The sequence below is a fragment of the Pseudomonas berkeleyensis genome, from assembly GCF_014109765.1.
Lineage (GTDB): Bacteria > Pseudomonadota > Gammaproteobacteria > Pseudomonadales > Pseudomonadaceae > Aquipseudomonas > Aquipseudomonas berkeleyensis.
In genome coordinates this window covers 2564366-2579748 of the sequence record NZ_CP059139.1, presented here as the reverse complement: position 1 = coordinate 2579748, position 15383 = coordinate 2564366, and the positions used below count along the sequence as shown (strand labels likewise).

Sequence of the window (15383 nt, the reverse complement as noted above, 5' to 3'; positions counted from 1 at the left end):
CATCAACCATAATTGAGATTCAACGCTCGCAGGGTGTCTGCCTTCGCCTCGTCAATCGAACGACAGAAGCCCTGAGCGAGTGCTTGACTTGCGTAATCAGTATTATGGTATACCATGATACAAGAACATCGACCCACCCGCCCCAGGAGCGCACCGCACATGAGTTTCGAAATCCGCAAGATCGTCACCTACCTCGAAGAAACCCGCATCGAAGGCGGCAAGGCCACCGACAAGCCGGTGACCATGGTGGGCCTGGCCGTGGTCATCAAGAACCCCTGGCTGGGGCGCGGTTTCGTCGAAGATCTCAAGCCCGAGATCAAGGCCAATTGCTCCGATCTCGGCGCCCTGATGGTCGAGCGCCTGACCGCTGCCATCGGTGGCGCCGACAAGATCGAGGCCTATGGCAAGGCCGCGGTAGTGGGTGCCGAAGGTGAGATCGAGCACGCCTCTGCGGTAATTCACACCCTGCGCTTCGGCAATCACTACCGTGAAGCGGTCAAGGCCAAGAGCTACCTCTCCTTCACCAACAAGCGTGGCGGCCCGGGCACCTCGATCCAGATCCCGATGATGCACAAGGACGACGAAGGCCTGCGCTCGCACTACATCACCCTGGAAATGCAGATTGAGGACGCGCCGCGTGCCGATGAGATCATCGTGGTGCTGGGCGCTGCCGACGGTGGCCGCCTGCACCCGCGCATCGGCAACCGCTATATCGATCAGGAAGAGCTGGCCGCCGAGAAGGCCCAGTGATGCCAACCTTGGGCAGGAGCACGCAATGATTCGGCTCACCGCTGAACGCACGCCGGCCGGTACCAGTTACCTGGCCACTGGCCAGGGCCATCCTGTGGTGTTGATTCACGGGGTTGGTCTCAACAAGGAAATGTGGGGGGGCCAGATCGTCGGCCTGGCCCCACACTTTCAGGTCATCGCCTATGACATGCTCGGCCATGGCGATAGCCCGCTTCCGGAGCCTGGCACCAGCCTGGAAGGTTATGCCGAACAACTGCACGAGCTGATCGAGCATCTCGGCCTGCCGCGCGTCAGCGTCATCGGCTTCTCCATGGGAGGGCTGGTTGCGCGGGCTTTCGCCCTGCACCAACCGCAACGGCTGGACAGCCTGGTCATTCTCAATAGTGTGTTCAACCGCAGCGCCGAACAGCGTGCCGGGGTGATCGAGCGTACTCGCCAGGCCGCAGAGCACGGCCCCGATGCCAACGCAGAAGCGGCTTTGTCACGTTGGTTCAGCCACGAATACCAGGCCGCGAACCCGGCGCAGATCGCCGCCATTCGCCAGACGCTGGCCGGCAACGACCCGCAGGGCTACTTGACCACCTACGAACTGTTCGCCACACAGGACATGTACCGTGTCGAGGATCTGGGCAGCATCCAGGCCCCGACCCTGGTCGCCACCGGCGAGCTGGATCCCGGCTCGACACCGGAGATGGCGCGGCAACTGGCCAGCCACATTCCTGGCGCCCAGGTCGCCATACTCGATGAACAACGGCACATGATGCCGGTGGAATCACCACGCCTGGTCAACCAAGTGCTGCTGCATTTCCTGCAGCAGGCCCAGGCCTTCAAGAACCAGTCAAAAGGGATCGTCGCATGACACTCGCACGCTTCCAGATGTGCATTGACGGACAGTGGGTCGACGCCCTCTCCGGCAAGACCTTCCAGAGCCTGAACCCGGCTTTGGCCGAAGCCTGGGCCGAGCTGCCCGATGCCGGCGCAGACGATGTCGAGCGCGCCGTGCAGGCCGCCCAGAAAGCCTTCGACAACCAGGCCTGGCGTGCGCTTAGCGCCACTGCACGCGGCAAACTTCTGCGTCGCCTGGGCGACCTGATCGCCGAGAACAAGGAACACCTGGCGCAACTGGAAAGCCGCGACAACGGCAAGCTGATCCGCGAAACCCGCGGCCAGGTCGGCTACCTGCCAGAGTTCTTTCATTACACCGCCGGCCTGGCCGACAAACTCGAAGGCGGCACCCTGCCCCTCGATAAACCGGACATGTTCGCCTATACCACCCACGAACCGATTGGCGTGGTCGCCGGCATCATTCCCTGGAACAGCCCGCTGTACCTCACCGCGATCAAGCTCGCGCCAGCCCTGGCAGCCGGCAACACCATCGTGCTCAAACCCTCCGAACACGCCTCGGCGACCATCCTCGAACTGGCCCGCCTTGCGCTGGAAGCCGGCTTCCCGGCCGGCGTGGTCAACGTGGTCACCGGCTATGGCCCAAGCACCGGTGCGGCGCTGACCCGCCACCCGCTGGTGCGCAAGATCGCCTTCACCGGTGGCGCCGCCACTGCACGCCATGTGGTGCGCAGCAGCGCGGAAAACTTCGCCAAGCTGTCGCTGGAGCTGGGCGGCAAGTCGCCGAACATCATCTTCGCCGACGCCGACCTGGACAGCGCCATCAACGGCGCCGTGGCCGGCATCTACGCTGCCTCCGGACAAAGCTGCGTGGCCGGTTCGCGCCTGCTGGTGCAGGACGCCATCTACGATGAGTTCGTCGAGCGCCTGATCGAGCGCGCGGGGCGCATCCGCATCGGCAGCCCGCAGGACGACGCCAGCGAAATGGGACCGATGGCCACCGCTCAGCAACTGGCCGTGGTCGAAGGGCTGGTCGCCGATGCCCTAGCTGAAGGCGCGCGCCTGCGCCTGGGTGGCAAGCGCCCGGCCATCGACGGCAATGGCTGGTACTACGAGCCGACGCTGTTCGAGTGCGACGACCACTCGATGAAGATCATGCAGGAAGAAGTCTTCGGCCCCGTGGCCTCGGTGATCCGTTTCAAGGACGAGGCCGAAGCCCTGGCCATGGCCAACGACTCGCAATTCGGCCTGGCTGCCGGTATCTGGACGCGCGATCTGGGTCGTGCTCACCGCATGGCCAAAGGCGTGCGCTCGGGCATCATCTGGGTCAACACCTACCGCGCGGTCTCGGCCATGGCGCCCATCGGCGGTTTCAACAACAGCGGCTACGGCCGCGAGAGCGGCATCGATTCGGTGCTGGCCTACACCGAGCTGAAAACGGTGTGGATCAACCTCTCGCAGGCGCCCATGCCTGACCCCTTCGTCATGCGCTGAGAGGGCACCATCATGATCGAACCCGGCATCTACAAAGAAGTGATGGGCTCCTTCCCGTCCGGTGTCACCGTGGTGACCACCCTGGACAGCGAAGGCGACATCGTCGGTATCACCGCCAGCGCCTTCAGCGCCCTGTCCATCGACCCGGCGCTGGTGCTGTTCTGCCCCAACTACGCCTCGGACACCTACCCGATCCTGCGCGACAGCAAGCGCTTCGCCATTCATCTGCTGTGCGCCGACCAGCAGGCCGAGGCCTACGCCTTCGCCAAGAAGGGCAAGGACAAGACCAAGGGCATCGAGTGGCACCTGAGCGAGCTGGGCAACCCGCTGCTATCGAAGGCCACCGCCATCATCGAATGCGAGCTGTGGCGCGAATACGACGGTGGCGACCACGCCATCATCGTCGGCGCGGTAAAGAACCTGATCCTGCCCGAGCAGGAGGTGACGCCGATGCTCTATCACCGCGGCAAACTCGGCGCCTTGCCGCACATCGCCTGATTTTCTTGGCCGCGCCAGCCCCCCCTCGGTAGCGGCCTTTTTTATTCGATGGCTAATGCGCGCCGTGGTCATGGGGACTTCTGGTGCGCACGGCGCACCCTACTCGTGCCATAGCCTTTCGCTCATGCGCCACTTTCACGGAGCTGCCATGACCCCACTGTTTCGCCAGCAGGCTTTCATCGACGGCCAGTGGCTCGATGCCCGGGACGGCTCGACCTGCGCCATCTTCAACCCCGCCAACGGTGAGCAGATCGGCAGCGTGCCGAACATGGGCGCCGCCGAAACCCGCCAGGCCATCGCGGCCGCCAACCGCGCGTGGCCGGCCTGGCGCGCATTGACCGCCAAGCAGCGCAGCGAGCTACTCAAGCGCTGGTACGGGCTGATCATCGAGCATAGCGATGCCCTGGCAGAAATTCTCACGCTGGAACAAGGCAAGCCATTGGCTGAGGCCAAGGGCGAGATTCTCTATGCCGCCAGTTTCATCGAGTGGTTCGCCGAGGAAGCCAAGCGTATCTACGGTGACACCATCCCCAGCCACAAGGGCGATGCACGCATCGTCGTGAGCAAGGAGCCGATCGGCGTGGTCGCGGCGATCACACCCTGGAACTTCCCGGCGGCGATGATCACCCGCAAGGTCGGCCCGGCGCTGGCCGCCGGTTGTCCGTGCATCGTCAAGCCGGCGCCGGAAACCCCCTTCACCGCCCTCGCCCTCGTGGCCCTCGCCGAACAGGCCGGTATTCCCGCTGGCATCCTCAATGTCGTCACCGGCGACGCCGTGGCCATCGGTGGTGAGCTGACCGCCAGCGCCGAGGTGCGCAAGCTGTCGTTCACCGGCTCCACCGCCATCGGCAAGCTGCTCATGGCGCAGTCGGCCAACACCTTGAAAAAGGTCTCGCTGGAGCTGGGCGGCAACGCGCCGTTCATCGTCTTCGATGACGCCGACCTGGAGAAGGCAGTCGACGGTGCACTGATCGCCAAGTACCGCAACAACGGCCAGACCTGCGTATGCGTCAACCGCTTCCTGGTGCAGGGCGGTATCCATGACGCGTTCGTCACCCGCCTGGCCGAACGGGTCGCCGAACTCAGCATCGGCGATGGTTTCAGCGCGGAGGTGAAACTCGGCCCGCTGATCAACGAACGTGCCGTACAGAAGGTCGAGGATCATGTGCAGGACGCGCTGAGCAAGGGCGCCCGCCTGGTTCAGGGCGGCGAGCGCCACCCAGTCGGCCACGGCTTCTTCCTGCCCACGGTGCTGGCCGGCGTCACGGTCGAGATGAAGGTCGCCCGTGAGGAAACCTTCGGCCCACTGGCCGCCATATTCCGTTTCGACGACGAAGCCGAGGCGGTTCGCCTGGCCAATGACACCGAGTACGGTCTGGCCGCTTACTGCTACACCCGCGACCTGGGCCGCGCCTGGCGCATGAGCGAGGCGCTGGAATATGGCATGGTCGGCATCAACGAAGGGTTGATCTCCACCGAGGTGGCGCCGTTCGGCGGTGTGAAATCCTCCGGCCTGGGCCGTGAAGGCTCGAAGTACGGCATCGACGACTACCTGGAAATCAAATACACCCTGATGGGCGGGCTATGAGCCACTTGAGGACGACAGCATGAGCAACGAAAAGTACGAAAGAGGCTTGGCCATACGTACCCAGGTGCTGGGCGAGGCCTACGTCAACAAATCGCTGCAGAACGCGGACGACTTCAACCGCCCGCTGCAGGAGCTGGTCACCGAATACTGCTGGGGTCATGTCTGGGGCCGTGACGGCTTATCGCTGAAAGAACGCAGCATGATAAACTTGGCGATGATTTCGGCCCTCAATCGCCCGCACGAGCTGAAACTGCACATTCGCGGCGCACTGCGCAACGGCCTGAGCCGTGAACAGATCCGCGAGATTCTGCTGCAGGTCGGCATCTATTGCGGTGTTCCTGCCGCAGTGGACAGCTTCCGCATCGCTCGGGAAGCCTTCGCCGAGGCGGAGACAGAAGAACAGGGCCAGCAGAACTGATGAAGGAGCACCCGCGGGTGCTCCTTCGTTGTTTTTCTACGGATAGCCACACAAGAGCGGACCCTATGAAACGCCTGCCACTCGACGACAGCTTCAAGGTCAATCGCAACCCCGTCACCCTGCGCGAAATCGTGCTCGACAAGCTGCGTAGCGCCATCATGAACTTCCAACTGCTGCCGGGTGATCGCCTGGTGGAGCGCGATCTCTGCGAGCGCCTGGGCGTCAGCCGTACCTCGGTGCGCGAAGCCCTGCGCCACCTGGAATCCGAAGGCCTGGTGGAGTTCGCCGGCAGCAAAGGCCCACGCGTGGCCATCATCACCCTGGAGGACGCCCGCGACATCTATGAGCTGCGCTGCGTGCTCGAAGGCCTGATCGTCCAGCTCTTTACCCTCAACGCCAAACCCAAGGACATTCGTGCCCTGGAAAAGGCCCTGGAAGACAACCGCAAGACCCTCGAAAGCGGTGACCTGCAACAGGTGCTCGATTCCGTGCAGGGCTTCTACGACGTGCTGCTGGAGGGCTCCGGCAACCAGATCGCGGCCACCCAGTTGCGCCAGTTGCAGGCACGCATCAGTTATCTGCGCGCCACCTCGGTGTCGCAGGTCAACCGGCGCGGCACCAGCAACAAGGAAATGGAGCACATCGTCGAGGCGATCAAGAGCGGCGATCCGCTCGCAGCGCACCAGGCTTCGGTGGATCACGTGCGCGCCGCCGCCAAGGTCGCGCTGGATTATCTGCGTTCCAAGCAGGCAGAACCGGGTGAAGTGCGCGACTTCGTCACGCCCATCGCCCTGCAAGAGCCGCGCATCGGACGCTGATGCCATGCCCACCCCGCGCTTCTGCCCGCAGTGCGGCTCAGCCGATATGAGCCGCCGGCAACCCGACGGGGACACGCATGCACGACTGATCTGTGGTGGCTGTAGCTACATCCACTACGAGAACCCCAAGATCATCGCCGGCTGCATCATCGAGCGCGATGGCCAGTACCTGCTGTGCCAACGCGCCATTCCACCGCGCCCAGGTACCTGGACGCTGCCGGCCGGTTTCATGGAAAACGGTGAAACCACCGAACAGGCAGCCCTGCGCGAAGTCTGGGAAGAAACCGGCGTGCGCGCCGAGATCCTCTCGCCCTACTCCATCTTCAGCGTCCCGCGCATCAGCGAGGTGTACATCATCTTCCGCGCCTGCGCGCTGGAGATCACCGGCCTGCACGGGCCGGAGACCCTGGACTACCGTTTCTTCGCTCCCGAGGAAATACCCTGGGATGCCATCTACTATCCGGCCATCCGGCAGATTCTCGAACGCTATATCGAGGAGCGCCAGGCCGGTGTCTACGGCATCTACATGGGCAATGACGACACCGGCAAGGTGCACTTCATCCGCTGATCGCGCCCTGTAGCCCGGATGAAATCCGGGAATACTCATGGACGGCGTGCCCCGGATTGCATCCGGGCTACGACTGATCGCCCGCTCACCGTAGGGTGCATCATGCGCGCCGCCTCACCACGCAGCCGGGATGCAACCCGGACTACGCCTCGATCCCTTCGACGATGATCACTTGCGCCTTCGCCACCCCCTGACGATGCACGCAGGCGTCCTGGTATTCGGCCGAGCGGTAGCAGGCCAGTGCCTGTTCGTAGGAATCGAATTCGATGACCACGCTGCGCTGCGGCGTCTCGCGTCCTTCCAGCGCCTGCGAACGCCCGCCACGGGCCAGGAAGCGCCCGCCATACAAGGCGAACGCCGCCGGCGCGCGACGGGTGTATTCAGCGTATTGCTGCGCATCCGTGACATCCACATGCGCGATCCAGTAGCCCTTCATCTTCACCTCCGCAACTTGCGAGCAATGTGTATTATGGTATACCAATAAGCACAATACCCTACTCCATCAGGTGCCTGCCATGCCGTTCAATTCCATCGAAGAAATCATCGAAGACTACCGCCAGGGCAAGATGGTGCTGCTGGTCGATGACGAAGATCGTGAGAACGAAGGCGACCTGCTGCTGGCCGCCGAACGGTGTACGCCCGCCGCGATCAACTTCATGGCCCGCGAAGCGCGGGGGCTGATCTGCCTGACCCTGACCGACGAGCACTGCCAGCGCCTCGGCCTGGAACAGATGGTGCCCGCCAACGGCAGCGCCTACAGCACGGCGTTCACCATTTCCATCGAAGCGGCGCAGGGCGTGACCACCGGTATCTCGGCGGCCGACCGCTGCCATACGGTGCTCACCGCCGTCGCCCCCGGCGCCGTCGCCGATGACCTGGTTCAACCGGGGCACATCTTCCCCTTGCGCGCCCGTGAAGGCGGCGTGCTGACCCGCGCCGGACACACCGAGGCGGGTTGCGACCTGGCACGCCTGGCCGGTTTCAGCCCGGCCTCGGTGATCGTAGAGGTGATGAACGACGATGGCAGCATGGCCCGGCGCCCGGAGCTGGAAGCCTTCGCGGCCAAGCATGGCATCAAGATCGGCACCATCGCCGACCTCATCCATTACCGGCTGAGCACCGAACACACGGTCGAGCGCATTGGCGAACGCGAACTGCCGACGGTGCATGGCACCTTCCGCCTGGTCACCTTCGAGGATCGCATCGAAGGTGGCGTGCACATGGCCATGGTCATGGGCGATATCCAGCGCGATCAACCTACTCTGGTACGCGTCCATGTGATCGACCCGCTGCGCGATCTGGTCGGTGCCGAGTACAACGGTCCGCAGAACTGGACACTGTGGGCGGCCCTGCAGAAGGTCGCCGAAACCGGCCACGGCGTGGTGGTAGTGCTGGCCAACAACGAATCGTCGCAGGCGCTGCTCGAGCGCGTGCCGCAGTTGACGCAACCACGCCGGCAGTTCAGCCGCTCGCAATCACGTATCTATTCCGAAGTCGGTACCGGTGCCCAAATCCTGCAGGATCTGGGCGTCGGCAAACTGCGCCACCTGGGCCCGCCACTGAAGTACGCGGGCCTCACCGGTTATGACCTGGAGGTCGTGGAGAGCCTCCCCTTCGAGCCGATCACAGCCTGAAACGTGCCACCATCTGATTGAAGGACACGGCCAGGCGCGACAGATCCTGACTGGAGGCGCTGGTCTGGTTGGCGCCGGCGGCAGTCTGAGTCGACAGCTCCTGGATATTCACCAGGTTGCGATCCACTTCCCGCGCCACCTGAGCCTGCTCTTCAGCGGCGCTGGCGATCACCAGGTTGCGCTCGTTGATGCCGGCGACGGCCTGGGTGATGCGCTCCAGCGCTTCGCCGGCCTGCTGCGCCAGGCTCTGGGTGTTCTGCGCTAACTCCTGGCTCTGCCCCATGGAACGCACGGCCTGCTCGGCTGTGCTCTGCACGGTGCCGATGATCGACTCGATCTCGCCAGTGGACGTCTGCGTACGCGCCGCCAGAGCACGCACTTCGTCGGCCACCACGGCGAAGCCACGCCCCTGCTCGCCAGCACGCGCGGCCTCGATGGCAGCGTTGAGCGCCAGCAGGTTGGTCTGCTCGGCGATGCCACGGATCACGTCGACCACGTTACCGATATTGCGCACCTGCTCAGCCAGGGTCTGCACGGTCGAACTGGAAGCCCCCAGCTCACGCACCATGCCATTGACCGCCTGCGCCGCTTCGCGGGCGCGATCACGCCCACCTTCGGCTTCCTGATTGGCTCCGCGCGACGCTTCCGAGGTGGAGACGGCGTTGCGCGCCACCTCTTCCACGGCCGCCGTCATCTCGTTGACCGCCGTAGCGGCCTGCTGGATCTCGTCGTTCTGGCGCACCAGGCCACGCGTGCTTTCGTCGGTCACCGCGCTCAGTTCCTCGGCAGCCGAGGCCAGTTGGTCGGCAGCCCCAGCGATCTCCTGCAGGGTACGGCGCAGGCTGCTCTGCATGCTGCCCAGGGCGCGCAGCAGTTGGCCTGCTTCATCCTGGCGAGCACTGTCGATCTGCACGGTCAGGTCACCATCGGCCACGCGCTGGGCGCTGACCACTGCTGCAGCGATGGGCGCGGCGACATTGCGGGTGATCAACAGGCCCAGGCCCAGAGCCAGTACGAAGGCAACCGCTACACCGCCATAGAGCATCATGTTGGCCGAGCTTTCCAGCGCTTTGGCCGCCTGCGCCCCCTCCGACGCCTGCCGGTTGTTGGAGTCGATGATGATCGTCAGATTCTCGCTCAGCGCCGTGAACTGTTGGCGCAGATCGCCATTGATCAGCACGCTGGCCTCGTTGGTCTGGCCCTGATCCAGCAGTTGCAGAACGCGAGTCATCGTCGCGTTGTAGCTGGGCCAGTCCCGCTCCATCTTGTCCCCGGCGACACGCTCGTCATCCGCCAGAAGCGTGGCGCGATAGTCGGCAAAATCCTTGGCCGCCTCCTGGCCACTTACCCGCAGGCTGTCGACAACTTGATCACGAGCAGACTGCGGCTCCTGGGCCACCGTCAGACTGAGCAGGCGATAGAGGTCGCGCTGCTGCGCCACGAGCGATGCGTTGACATTGTTGACCTTGGCCACCGAAATCAGATTGTTGGAGAACACCAGTTGCAGCGCATTCGATAGCTGCCCGATGCCATTGCTACCCAAGACACCAATGATCAAGGTGATCAAGGCAGACAGAACGAAGGCAGAAATCAATTTGGTCGCCAGTTTGGCGTTGTCGAGCCAGCTCATGATGAGCTCCTAGGAAGGGATCGGGGATGGGTGAGCGAATGCGCACCCACAATTGAATCGACTAAAAAACCAATAACTTAAGAGGCTTCGAAGACTGTTTTTGCGGGCAGAGCATTACGTCATCGAGATGGAGGTCGCTTGCATAATTTTTGGAATACCATAATATGATATTCCACAGGCCGATAACCTGGCAGGCGCATCAGCACAACGCCAAGAAAGCTCCTGTCACGGCCAGACTTAACACACCCCGAGATGGGGTCACTGCTCCCTGAAGGCGGGCGTGAACAATCGCCCGCTTGCGTAAAAACACAACAACGAGGGCAAGCAAGATGGTGTTCAAGAATACGTTACACAGGGTCATCGGTGCCGCGATCATTGGCCTGGCCGCCACGACCGCCATGGCCAGTGACAGCCTCAATTTCGTCAGTTGGGGCGGTACCACTCAGGATGCGCAGAAGAGCGCATGGGCCGAACCCTTTACCCAGGAAACCGGGATCAAAGTGCTGCAGGACGGTCCTACCGACTACGGCAAACTCAAGGCCATGGTCGACAGCGGCAACGTGCAGTGGGACGTGGTCGACGTCGAGGCCGATTTCGCCCTGCGCGCCGCACGCGAAGGCCTGCTCGAACCCCTCGACTTCAGCGTGATTCAGCGCGACCGCATCGACCCACGCTTCGTCTCCGACCACGGCGTCGGCTCCTTCTTCTTCTCCTTCGTGCTCGGCTACAACCAGCGCCGCCTGGATGGCAAGCAACCGCAAGACTGGTCCGCCCTGTTCGACACCGCCGCCTACCCCGGCAAACGCGCTCTGTACAAATGGCCGAGCCCCGGTGTGCTGGAACTGGCCCTGCTGGCCGATGGCGTGCCGACCGACAAGCTCTATCCGCTCGATCTCGACCGCGCCTTCAAGAAACTCGACACCATCAAGAAAGACATCGTCTGGTGGGGTGGTGGCGCGCAGTCCCAGCAACTGCTCGCCTCCGGTGAAGTGAGCATGGGGCAGTTCTGGAACGGTCGCATCCATGCACTGGAACAAGAAGGTGCCTCGGTCGGCGTGAGCTGGAAACAGAACCTAGTCATGGCCGATTTCCTGGTCATTCCCAAGGGCGCCAAGAACAAGGACGCCGCCATGAAGTTCCTGGCCGCAGCCAGTGGCGCCGCCGGCCAGGCCGAGTTCGCCAACCTGACCGCCTACGCGCCGGTCAACCTCGACTCGGTCAGCCAGTTGGAACCTGAACTGGCCCCCAGCCTGCCGACTGCCCATGCATCGGAGCAGGTGACCCTCGACTTCGCCTACTGGGCCGAGCACGGTAACGACATCGCCGCGCGCTGGAACGAGTGGCTGGTCAAATGAAAGTCGCCGCCGTGCCGTTGACGTCGTCATCCGCCGGCGGCGCAAGCCGCCCGGCTCGCCTGCAGCGCTGGCGTGGGTTCACGCCCCTGTTGCCGGCGCTGTTGTTCCTGACGCTGTGCTTCATCGCTCCGCTGGTCGGATTGCTGCTGCGCGGCGTGCTGGAGCCCGAGCCGGGGCTGGCCAACTACGAAGCACTGTTCGCCAACTCGGCCTATTCGCGAGTGCTGCTCAATACCTTCACAGTCGCCGGCCTGGTCACCCTGATCAGCGTGCTACTGGGCTTCCCGCTGGCCTGGGTGATCACCCTGGTGCCGCGCGGCTGGGGCCGCTGGCTGCTGAGCATCGTCCTGCTGTCGATGTGGACCAGCCTGCTGGCGCGCACCTATGCCTGGCTGGTGCTGCTGCAGGGCTCGGGAGTGGTCAATTCGATCCTGATGTGGCTCGGGCTGACCGATCAGCCGCTGGAGATGGTGCACAACCTGACCGGCGTGGTGATCGGCATGAGCTACATCATGATTCCGTTCATCGTGCTGCCGCTGCAGGCGACCATGAGCGCCATCGACCCGATGGTGCTGCAGGCTGGCTCGATCTGTGGCGCCAGCCCGTGGACCAACTTCTTCCGGGTGTTCCTGCCGCTGTGCCGGCCGGGCCTGTTCTCCGGCGGGCTGATGGTCTTCGTGATGTCGCTGGGTTACTACGTGACCCCAGCGCTGCTCGGCGGCGCGCAGAACATGATGCTGCCGGAATTCATCATTCAACAGGTGCAGTCCTTCCTCAACTGGGGCCTGGCCAGCGCCGCCGCCGCGTTGCTGATCGCCATCACCCTGCTGCTGTTCTACGCCTACCTGAAGCTGCAACCGGAATCCCCGGTCGCCTCCAGTACCGCGAGGTAAGCCATGCTGCTGTCACCGAATGCCATGGGGCCACGCCTGCGCGCGGGCCTGTTCCTGACGACGGGCGCGATTGCCGCATTCCTGCTGCTGCCCATCGTCTTCATCGTGCTGCTGTCGTTCGGCTCCTCGCAGTGGCTGGTATTCCCGCCACCGGGCTGGACGCTGAAATGGTACGAACAGTTCTTCTCCAACCCGGACTGGATGCAGGCCGCCTACACCAGCCTCAAGGTCGCCCTGCTGACCACCGTCTGTGCGCTGGCCCTAGGCCTGCCCTGCGCCTTCGCTCTGGTGCGCGGCAGGTTCCCCGGTCGTGAGCTGCTCTATGCCCTGTTCACCCTGCCGATGATCGTGCCACTGGTGATCATCGCCGTGGCCGTCTATGCCCTGTTTCTCAAACTCGGCTACACCGGCACGCTGCTGGCCTTCGTGATCAGCCACGTGATCGTCGCCCTGCCCTTCACCATCATCTCGATCATCAATTCGCTGAAGCTGTTCGACCACTCCATCGAGGATGCTGCGGTGATCTGCGGCGCGTCACGCGTGCAGGCGATCGTCAAGGTGACTTTCCCGGCGATCCGCCCCGGCATGATGGCCGGCGCACTGTTCGCCTTCCTGGTGTCGTGGGACGAAGTGGTACTGAGCGTGATGATGGCTAGCCCCAACCTGCAAACCTTGCCGGTGAAGATGTGGACGACCCTGCGCCAGGATCTGACCCCGGTGATCGCCGTCGCTTCGACGCTGCTGATCGGCCTTTCCCTATTGATCATGATCGTTGCCGCCGTCATCCGTCGGCGCAGCGAACACCGCGCCTGACCACGAGGTAAGTGAGATGAGTGCCGTACTCCAAGAAAAATTCAACCAGACGCCATTGGTCAGCCTGCGCGACCTGAACAAGCACTACGGCGATTTCGTCGCCGTCGACAACATCAACCTGGACATCCAGGAGGGCGAGTTCCTCACCTTCCTCGGCTCCAGCGGCTCGGGCAAGAGCACCACGCTGTCGATGCTCGCCGGCTTCGAGACTCCCAGCTCCGGGGAGATCCTGGTAGAAGGCAAGTCCCTGATCAACGTGCCGCCGCACAAGCGCGGTATCGGCATGGTGTTCCAGCGCTACTCGCTGTTCCCGCACCTCGATGTGCGCGACAACATCGCCTTCCCCCTGGGCATCCGCAAGCTCAGCGCTGACGAACAGACGCGCAAGGTCGACGCCATGCTCAAGCTGGTTCAGCTCGAAGCCTTCGCCCACCGTCGCCCCTCACAGATGTCCGGCGGCCAGCAACAGCGCGTGGCCATTGCCCGGGCGCTGGTTTACGAACCGCGCATCCTGCTGATGGACGAACCGCTCGGCGCCCTCGACAAGAAGCTGCGCGAGGATCTGCAGGACGAGCTGCGCCACCTGCACCGTCGCCTGGGTATCACCATCGTCTACGTCACCCATGACCAGGAAGAAGCCATGCGCCTGTCCCAGCGCATCGCCATCTTCAGCCACGGCAAGATCGTCGGCCTGGGCAGCGGCTACGACCTCTACCAGAATCCGCCGAACGCCTTCGTCGCCTCCTTCCTCGGCAACTCCAACTTCCTCAGGGCCAAGGTGCAGGGCGCAGCTGCGGTGACGTTCGAGAACCAGCCACTGGCCATCCGCCCCACCGCCAACCTGCAGACCGGCCAGGAGGTGGTGTTGATGGTGCGCCCGGAGAAGGCCACGCTGCTGAGCCAGCAGGAGGCCGAACAAACGCCGCTGCCGGCTGGCTGCAACGAGATCGCCGCACGGGTCGAGGAGATGGTCTTCCTCGGCGACAGCCTGACCTGCAGTGTAATCACCGCAGGCGGCTGCCGCATGACGCTCAAGGCACTGTCCGGCGCCAGCGCTTCGCCCCAACCGGGCAGCTCGGTACGAGTGCGCTGGCAGGCGGCGGAAAGCTGCGTCTACAGCGAGTGGAACGAGAGCGACCTGCTCAAGGGCGCCGGCAGCCACTGATTCGACGCAAAGTGCCTCAGCCGGCGGCATCCCCGGATGCCGCCGACAACCGCTCACGATCAGCGCGCGTCGCTCAGCCTTGCCTGAAGGCGGTGGTCAAGCCCTGCCCTGCGCTGACGACAAAGCCGACCATCGGATGAAACCAGGGCTTGCCCTAATGCCAGTCAATTAAGCATCAGGATAAGGTTACGTAGGGTGTCGCGGGGCCGCCTAGACCGTGCGCACCAATGGTGGTGGCGCCGGCATTTCGGTGCGCGCGGCGCACCCTACAAAGGCCATCCGTGACAGACATTACGTCTTATCTGATCGGCATTAGGGCTTGCCCGCCCATTTAATTGGTATACCATAATACCGAAAGCCACAAACCACCCTGTACAGGCCCTTCACAATGATCGACGCAGATACCTACAAGAAAGTCATGGGTTCCTTCCCGTCCGGCGTAACCGTGATCACCACGCTCGATGATGACGGCCAGATCGTCGGCCTGACCGCCAGCGCCTTCAGCTCGCTGTCGATGGAACCGGCCTTGGTGCTGTTCTGCCCCAACTACAGCTCCGACTCCTACCCCACCCTGATCCGCAACAGGCGCTTCGCCATCCACCTGTTCTCTGCCGAGCAGAAAGGCGAAGCCTATGCCTTCGCCAAGAAGGGCAAGGACAAGGCGCAGGGCATCGAGTGGTCGTTGAGCGAGCTGGGCAACCCGATCCTGGCGAACGCCACCGCCGTCATCGAATGCGAGCTGTGGCGCGAGTACGAAGGCGGCGATCACGCCATCCTGGTCGGTGAAGTGAAGAACCTGATCGTGGCCGAGCAGAGCCCGGCGCCGATGATCTACTGCCGCGGCAAGATGGGCGCCCTGCCCGCCCTGGCCTGAAACAGTCGCCTCCACTCGCGGGTCACCTAGTAACGCAAACGG

At 63.5% G+C, this 15383-nt stretch carries 15 protein-coding genes and 2 pseudogenes; 14 read left to right on the top strand and 3 right to left on the bottom strand.

The features are described 5' to 3' along the window. Positions 1-159: 159 nt before the first annotated feature. The 8 genes from HS968_RS11985 to HS968_RS11950 all read left to right on the top strand — a co-directional run bounded on the left by HS968_RS11985 (position 160) and on the right by HS968_RS11950 (position 6977). Complete coding sequence (locus HS968_RS11985) at positions 160-750, top strand: amino acid synthesis family protein (protein ID WP_182371411.1); 591 nt, start codon at positions 160-162, stop codon at positions 748-750. Positions 751-775: 25 nt separating this feature from the next. Further along, entirely contained in the window at positions 776-1609 is an 834-nt protein-coding gene (locus HS968_RS11980; protein ID WP_182371410.1) for an alpha/beta fold hydrolase, read from the top strand. After that, the gene (locus HS968_RS11975; RefSeq protein WP_182371409.1) at positions 1606-3087 is read left to right on the top strand and encodes an aldehyde dehydrogenase; all 1482 of its coding nucleotides are present in this window, start codon (positions 1606-1608) and stop codon (positions 3085-3087) included. The genes HS968_RS11980 and HS968_RS11975 overlap by 4 nt, the downstream gene beginning before the upstream one ends. A 12-nt stretch (positions 3088-3099) precedes the next feature. After that, positions 3100-3585, top strand: a complete 486-nt coding sequence (locus HS968_RS11970) for a flavin reductase family protein (protein ID WP_106741844.1) — start codon at positions 3100-3102, stop codon at positions 3583-3585. 148 nt (positions 3586-3733) lie between these two features. Next, complete coding sequence (locus tag HS968_RS11965; RefSeq protein ID WP_182371408.1) at positions 3734-5173, top strand: NAD-dependent succinate-semialdehyde dehydrogenase; 1440 nt, start codon at positions 3734-3736, stop codon at positions 5171-5173. Positions 5174-5192: 19 nt separating this feature from the next. Next, complete coding sequence (locus tag HS968_RS11960) at positions 5193-5591, top strand: carboxymuconolactone decarboxylase family protein (protein ID WP_119691078.1); 399 nt, start codon at positions 5193-5195, stop codon at positions 5589-5591. Between the two features lie 65 nt (positions 5592-5656). Further along, entirely contained in the window at positions 5657-6409 is a 753-nt protein-coding gene (locus HS968_RS11955) for a GntR family transcriptional regulator (protein ID WP_119691077.1), read from the top strand. Between the two features lie 4 nt (positions 6410-6413). Further along, on the top strand, positions 6414-6977 hold the full coding sequence (locus tag HS968_RS11950; RefSeq protein WP_182371407.1) for an NUDIX hydrolase: 564 nt from the start codon (positions 6414-6416) through the stop codon (positions 6975-6977). Between the two features lie 142 nt (positions 6978-7119). Here HS968_RS11950 and HS968_RS11945 read toward each other — a convergent pair whose 3' ends face one another. After that, the gene (locus tag HS968_RS11945; protein WP_179621679.1) at positions 7120-7413 is read right to left on the bottom strand and encodes a DUF1330 domain-containing protein; all 294 of its coding nucleotides are present in this window, start codon (positions 7411-7413) and stop codon (positions 7120-7122) included. 79 nt (positions 7414-7492) lie between these two features. On the opposite strand from HS968_RS11945, the gene ribBA reads away from it, so the two are divergent. Continuing rightward, positions 7493-8611: a bifunctional 3,4-dihydroxy-2-butanone-4-phosphate synthase/GTP cyclohydrolase II gene (gene ribBA / locus HS968_RS11940; RefSeq protein ID WP_182371406.1), complete on the top strand. Its 1119-nt coding sequence runs from the start codon at positions 7493-7495 to the stop codon at positions 8609-8611. Here ribBA and HS968_RS26900 read toward each other — a convergent pair. Next, positions 8601-9146, bottom strand: a pseudogene (locus HS968_RS26900) (methyl-accepting chemotaxis protein); the annotation flags it as partial. The gene ribBA and the pseudogene HS968_RS26900 overlap by 11 nt on opposite strands. Before the next feature lie 201 nt (positions 9147-9347). Continuing rightward, positions 9348-10241: pseudogene (locus HS968_RS26895) on the bottom strand (MCP four helix bundle domain-containing protein); the annotation flags it as partial. Between the two features lie 398 nt (positions 10242-10639). Here HS968_RS26895 and HS968_RS11930 point away from each other — a divergent pair. The 5 genes from HS968_RS11930 (at position 10640) to HS968_RS11910 (ending at position 15341) form a co-directional block, all read left to right on the top strand. Then, positions 10640-11596, top strand: a complete 957-nt coding sequence (locus HS968_RS11930; RefSeq protein WP_407681657.1) for an ABC transporter substrate-binding protein — start codon at positions 10640-10642, stop codon at positions 11594-11596. Next, entirely contained in the window at positions 11593-12489 is an 897-nt protein-coding gene (locus tag HS968_RS11925; protein ID WP_182371403.1) for an ABC transporter permease, read from the top strand. Before HS968_RS11930 ends, HS968_RS11925 begins: the two co-directional genes overlap by 4 nt. A gap of 3 nt (positions 12490-12492) precedes the next feature. Continuing rightward, positions 12493-13302 (top strand): ABC transporter permease, encoded by an 810-nt coding sequence (locus HS968_RS11920; protein ID WP_182371402.1) that lies wholly within the window; start codon positions 12493-12495, stop codon positions 13300-13302. Positions 13303-13318: 16 nt separating this feature from the next. Then, a complete protein-coding gene (locus HS968_RS11915; RefSeq protein ID WP_182371401.1) occupies positions 13319-14467 on the top strand; it encodes an ABC transporter ATP-binding protein in 1149 nt (382 codons plus the stop codon). Between the two features lie 388 nt (positions 14468-14855). Then, on the top strand, positions 14856-15341 hold the full coding sequence (locus HS968_RS11910; RefSeq protein WP_182371400.1) for a flavin reductase family protein: 486 nt from the start codon (positions 14856-14858) through the stop codon (positions 15339-15341). Positions 15342-15383 lie beyond the last annotated feature (42 nt).

Coding starts and splice junctions, on each gene's coding strand:
- HS968_RS11910 (WP_182371400.1), top strand. CDS start 14,856: ATGATCGACGCAGATACCTACAAGAAAGTCATGGGTTCCTTCCCGTCC.
- HS968_RS11960 (WP_119691078.1), top strand. CDS start 5,193: ATGAGCAACGAAAAGTACGAAAGAGGCTTGGCCATACGTACCCAGGTG.
- HS968_RS11980 (WP_182371410.1), top strand. CDS start 776: ATGATTCGGCTCACCGCTGAACGCACGCCGGCCGGTACCAGTTACCTG.
- HS968_RS11975 (WP_182371409.1), top strand. CDS start 1,606: ATGACACTCGCACGCTTCCAGATGTGCATTGACGGACAGTGGGTCGAC.
- HS968_RS11970 (WP_106741844.1), top strand. CDS start 3,100: ATGATCGAACCCGGCATCTACAAAGAAGTGATGGGCTCCTTCCCGTCC.
- HS968_RS11930 (WP_407681657.1), top strand. CDS start 10,640: ATGGCCAGTGACAGCCTCAATTTCGTCAGTTGGGGCGGTACCACTCAG.
- HS968_RS11915 (WP_182371401.1), top strand. CDS start 13,319: ATGAGTGCCGTACTCCAAGAAAAATTCAACCAGACGCCATTGGTCAGC.
- HS968_RS11965 (WP_182371408.1), top strand. CDS start 3,734: ATGACCCCACTGTTTCGCCAGCAGGCTTTCATCGACGGCCAGTGGCTC.
- ribBA (WP_182371406.1), top strand. CDS start 7,493: ATGCCGTTCAATTCCATCGAAGAAATCATCGAAGACTACCGCCAGGGC.
- HS968_RS11925 (WP_182371403.1), top strand. CDS start 11,593: ATGAAAGTCGCCGCCGTGCCGTTGACGTCGTCATCCGCCGGCGGCGCA.
- HS968_RS11955 (WP_119691077.1), top strand. CDS start 5,657: ATGAAACGCCTGCCACTCGACGACAGCTTCAAGGTCAATCGCAACCCC.
- HS968_RS11985 (WP_182371411.1), top strand. CDS start 160: ATGAGTTTCGAAATCCGCAAGATCGTCACCTACCTCGAAGAAACCCGC.
- HS968_RS11945 (WP_179621679.1), bottom strand. CDS start 7,413: ATGAAGGGCTACTGGATCGCGCATGTGGATGTCACGGATGCGCAGCAA.
- HS968_RS11950 (WP_182371407.1), top strand. CDS start 6,414: ATGCCCACCCCGCGCTTCTGCCCGCAGTGCGGCTCAGCCGATATGAGC.
- HS968_RS11920 (WP_182371402.1), top strand. CDS start 12,493: ATGCTGCTGTCACCGAATGCCATGGGGCCACGCCTGCGCGCGGGCCTG.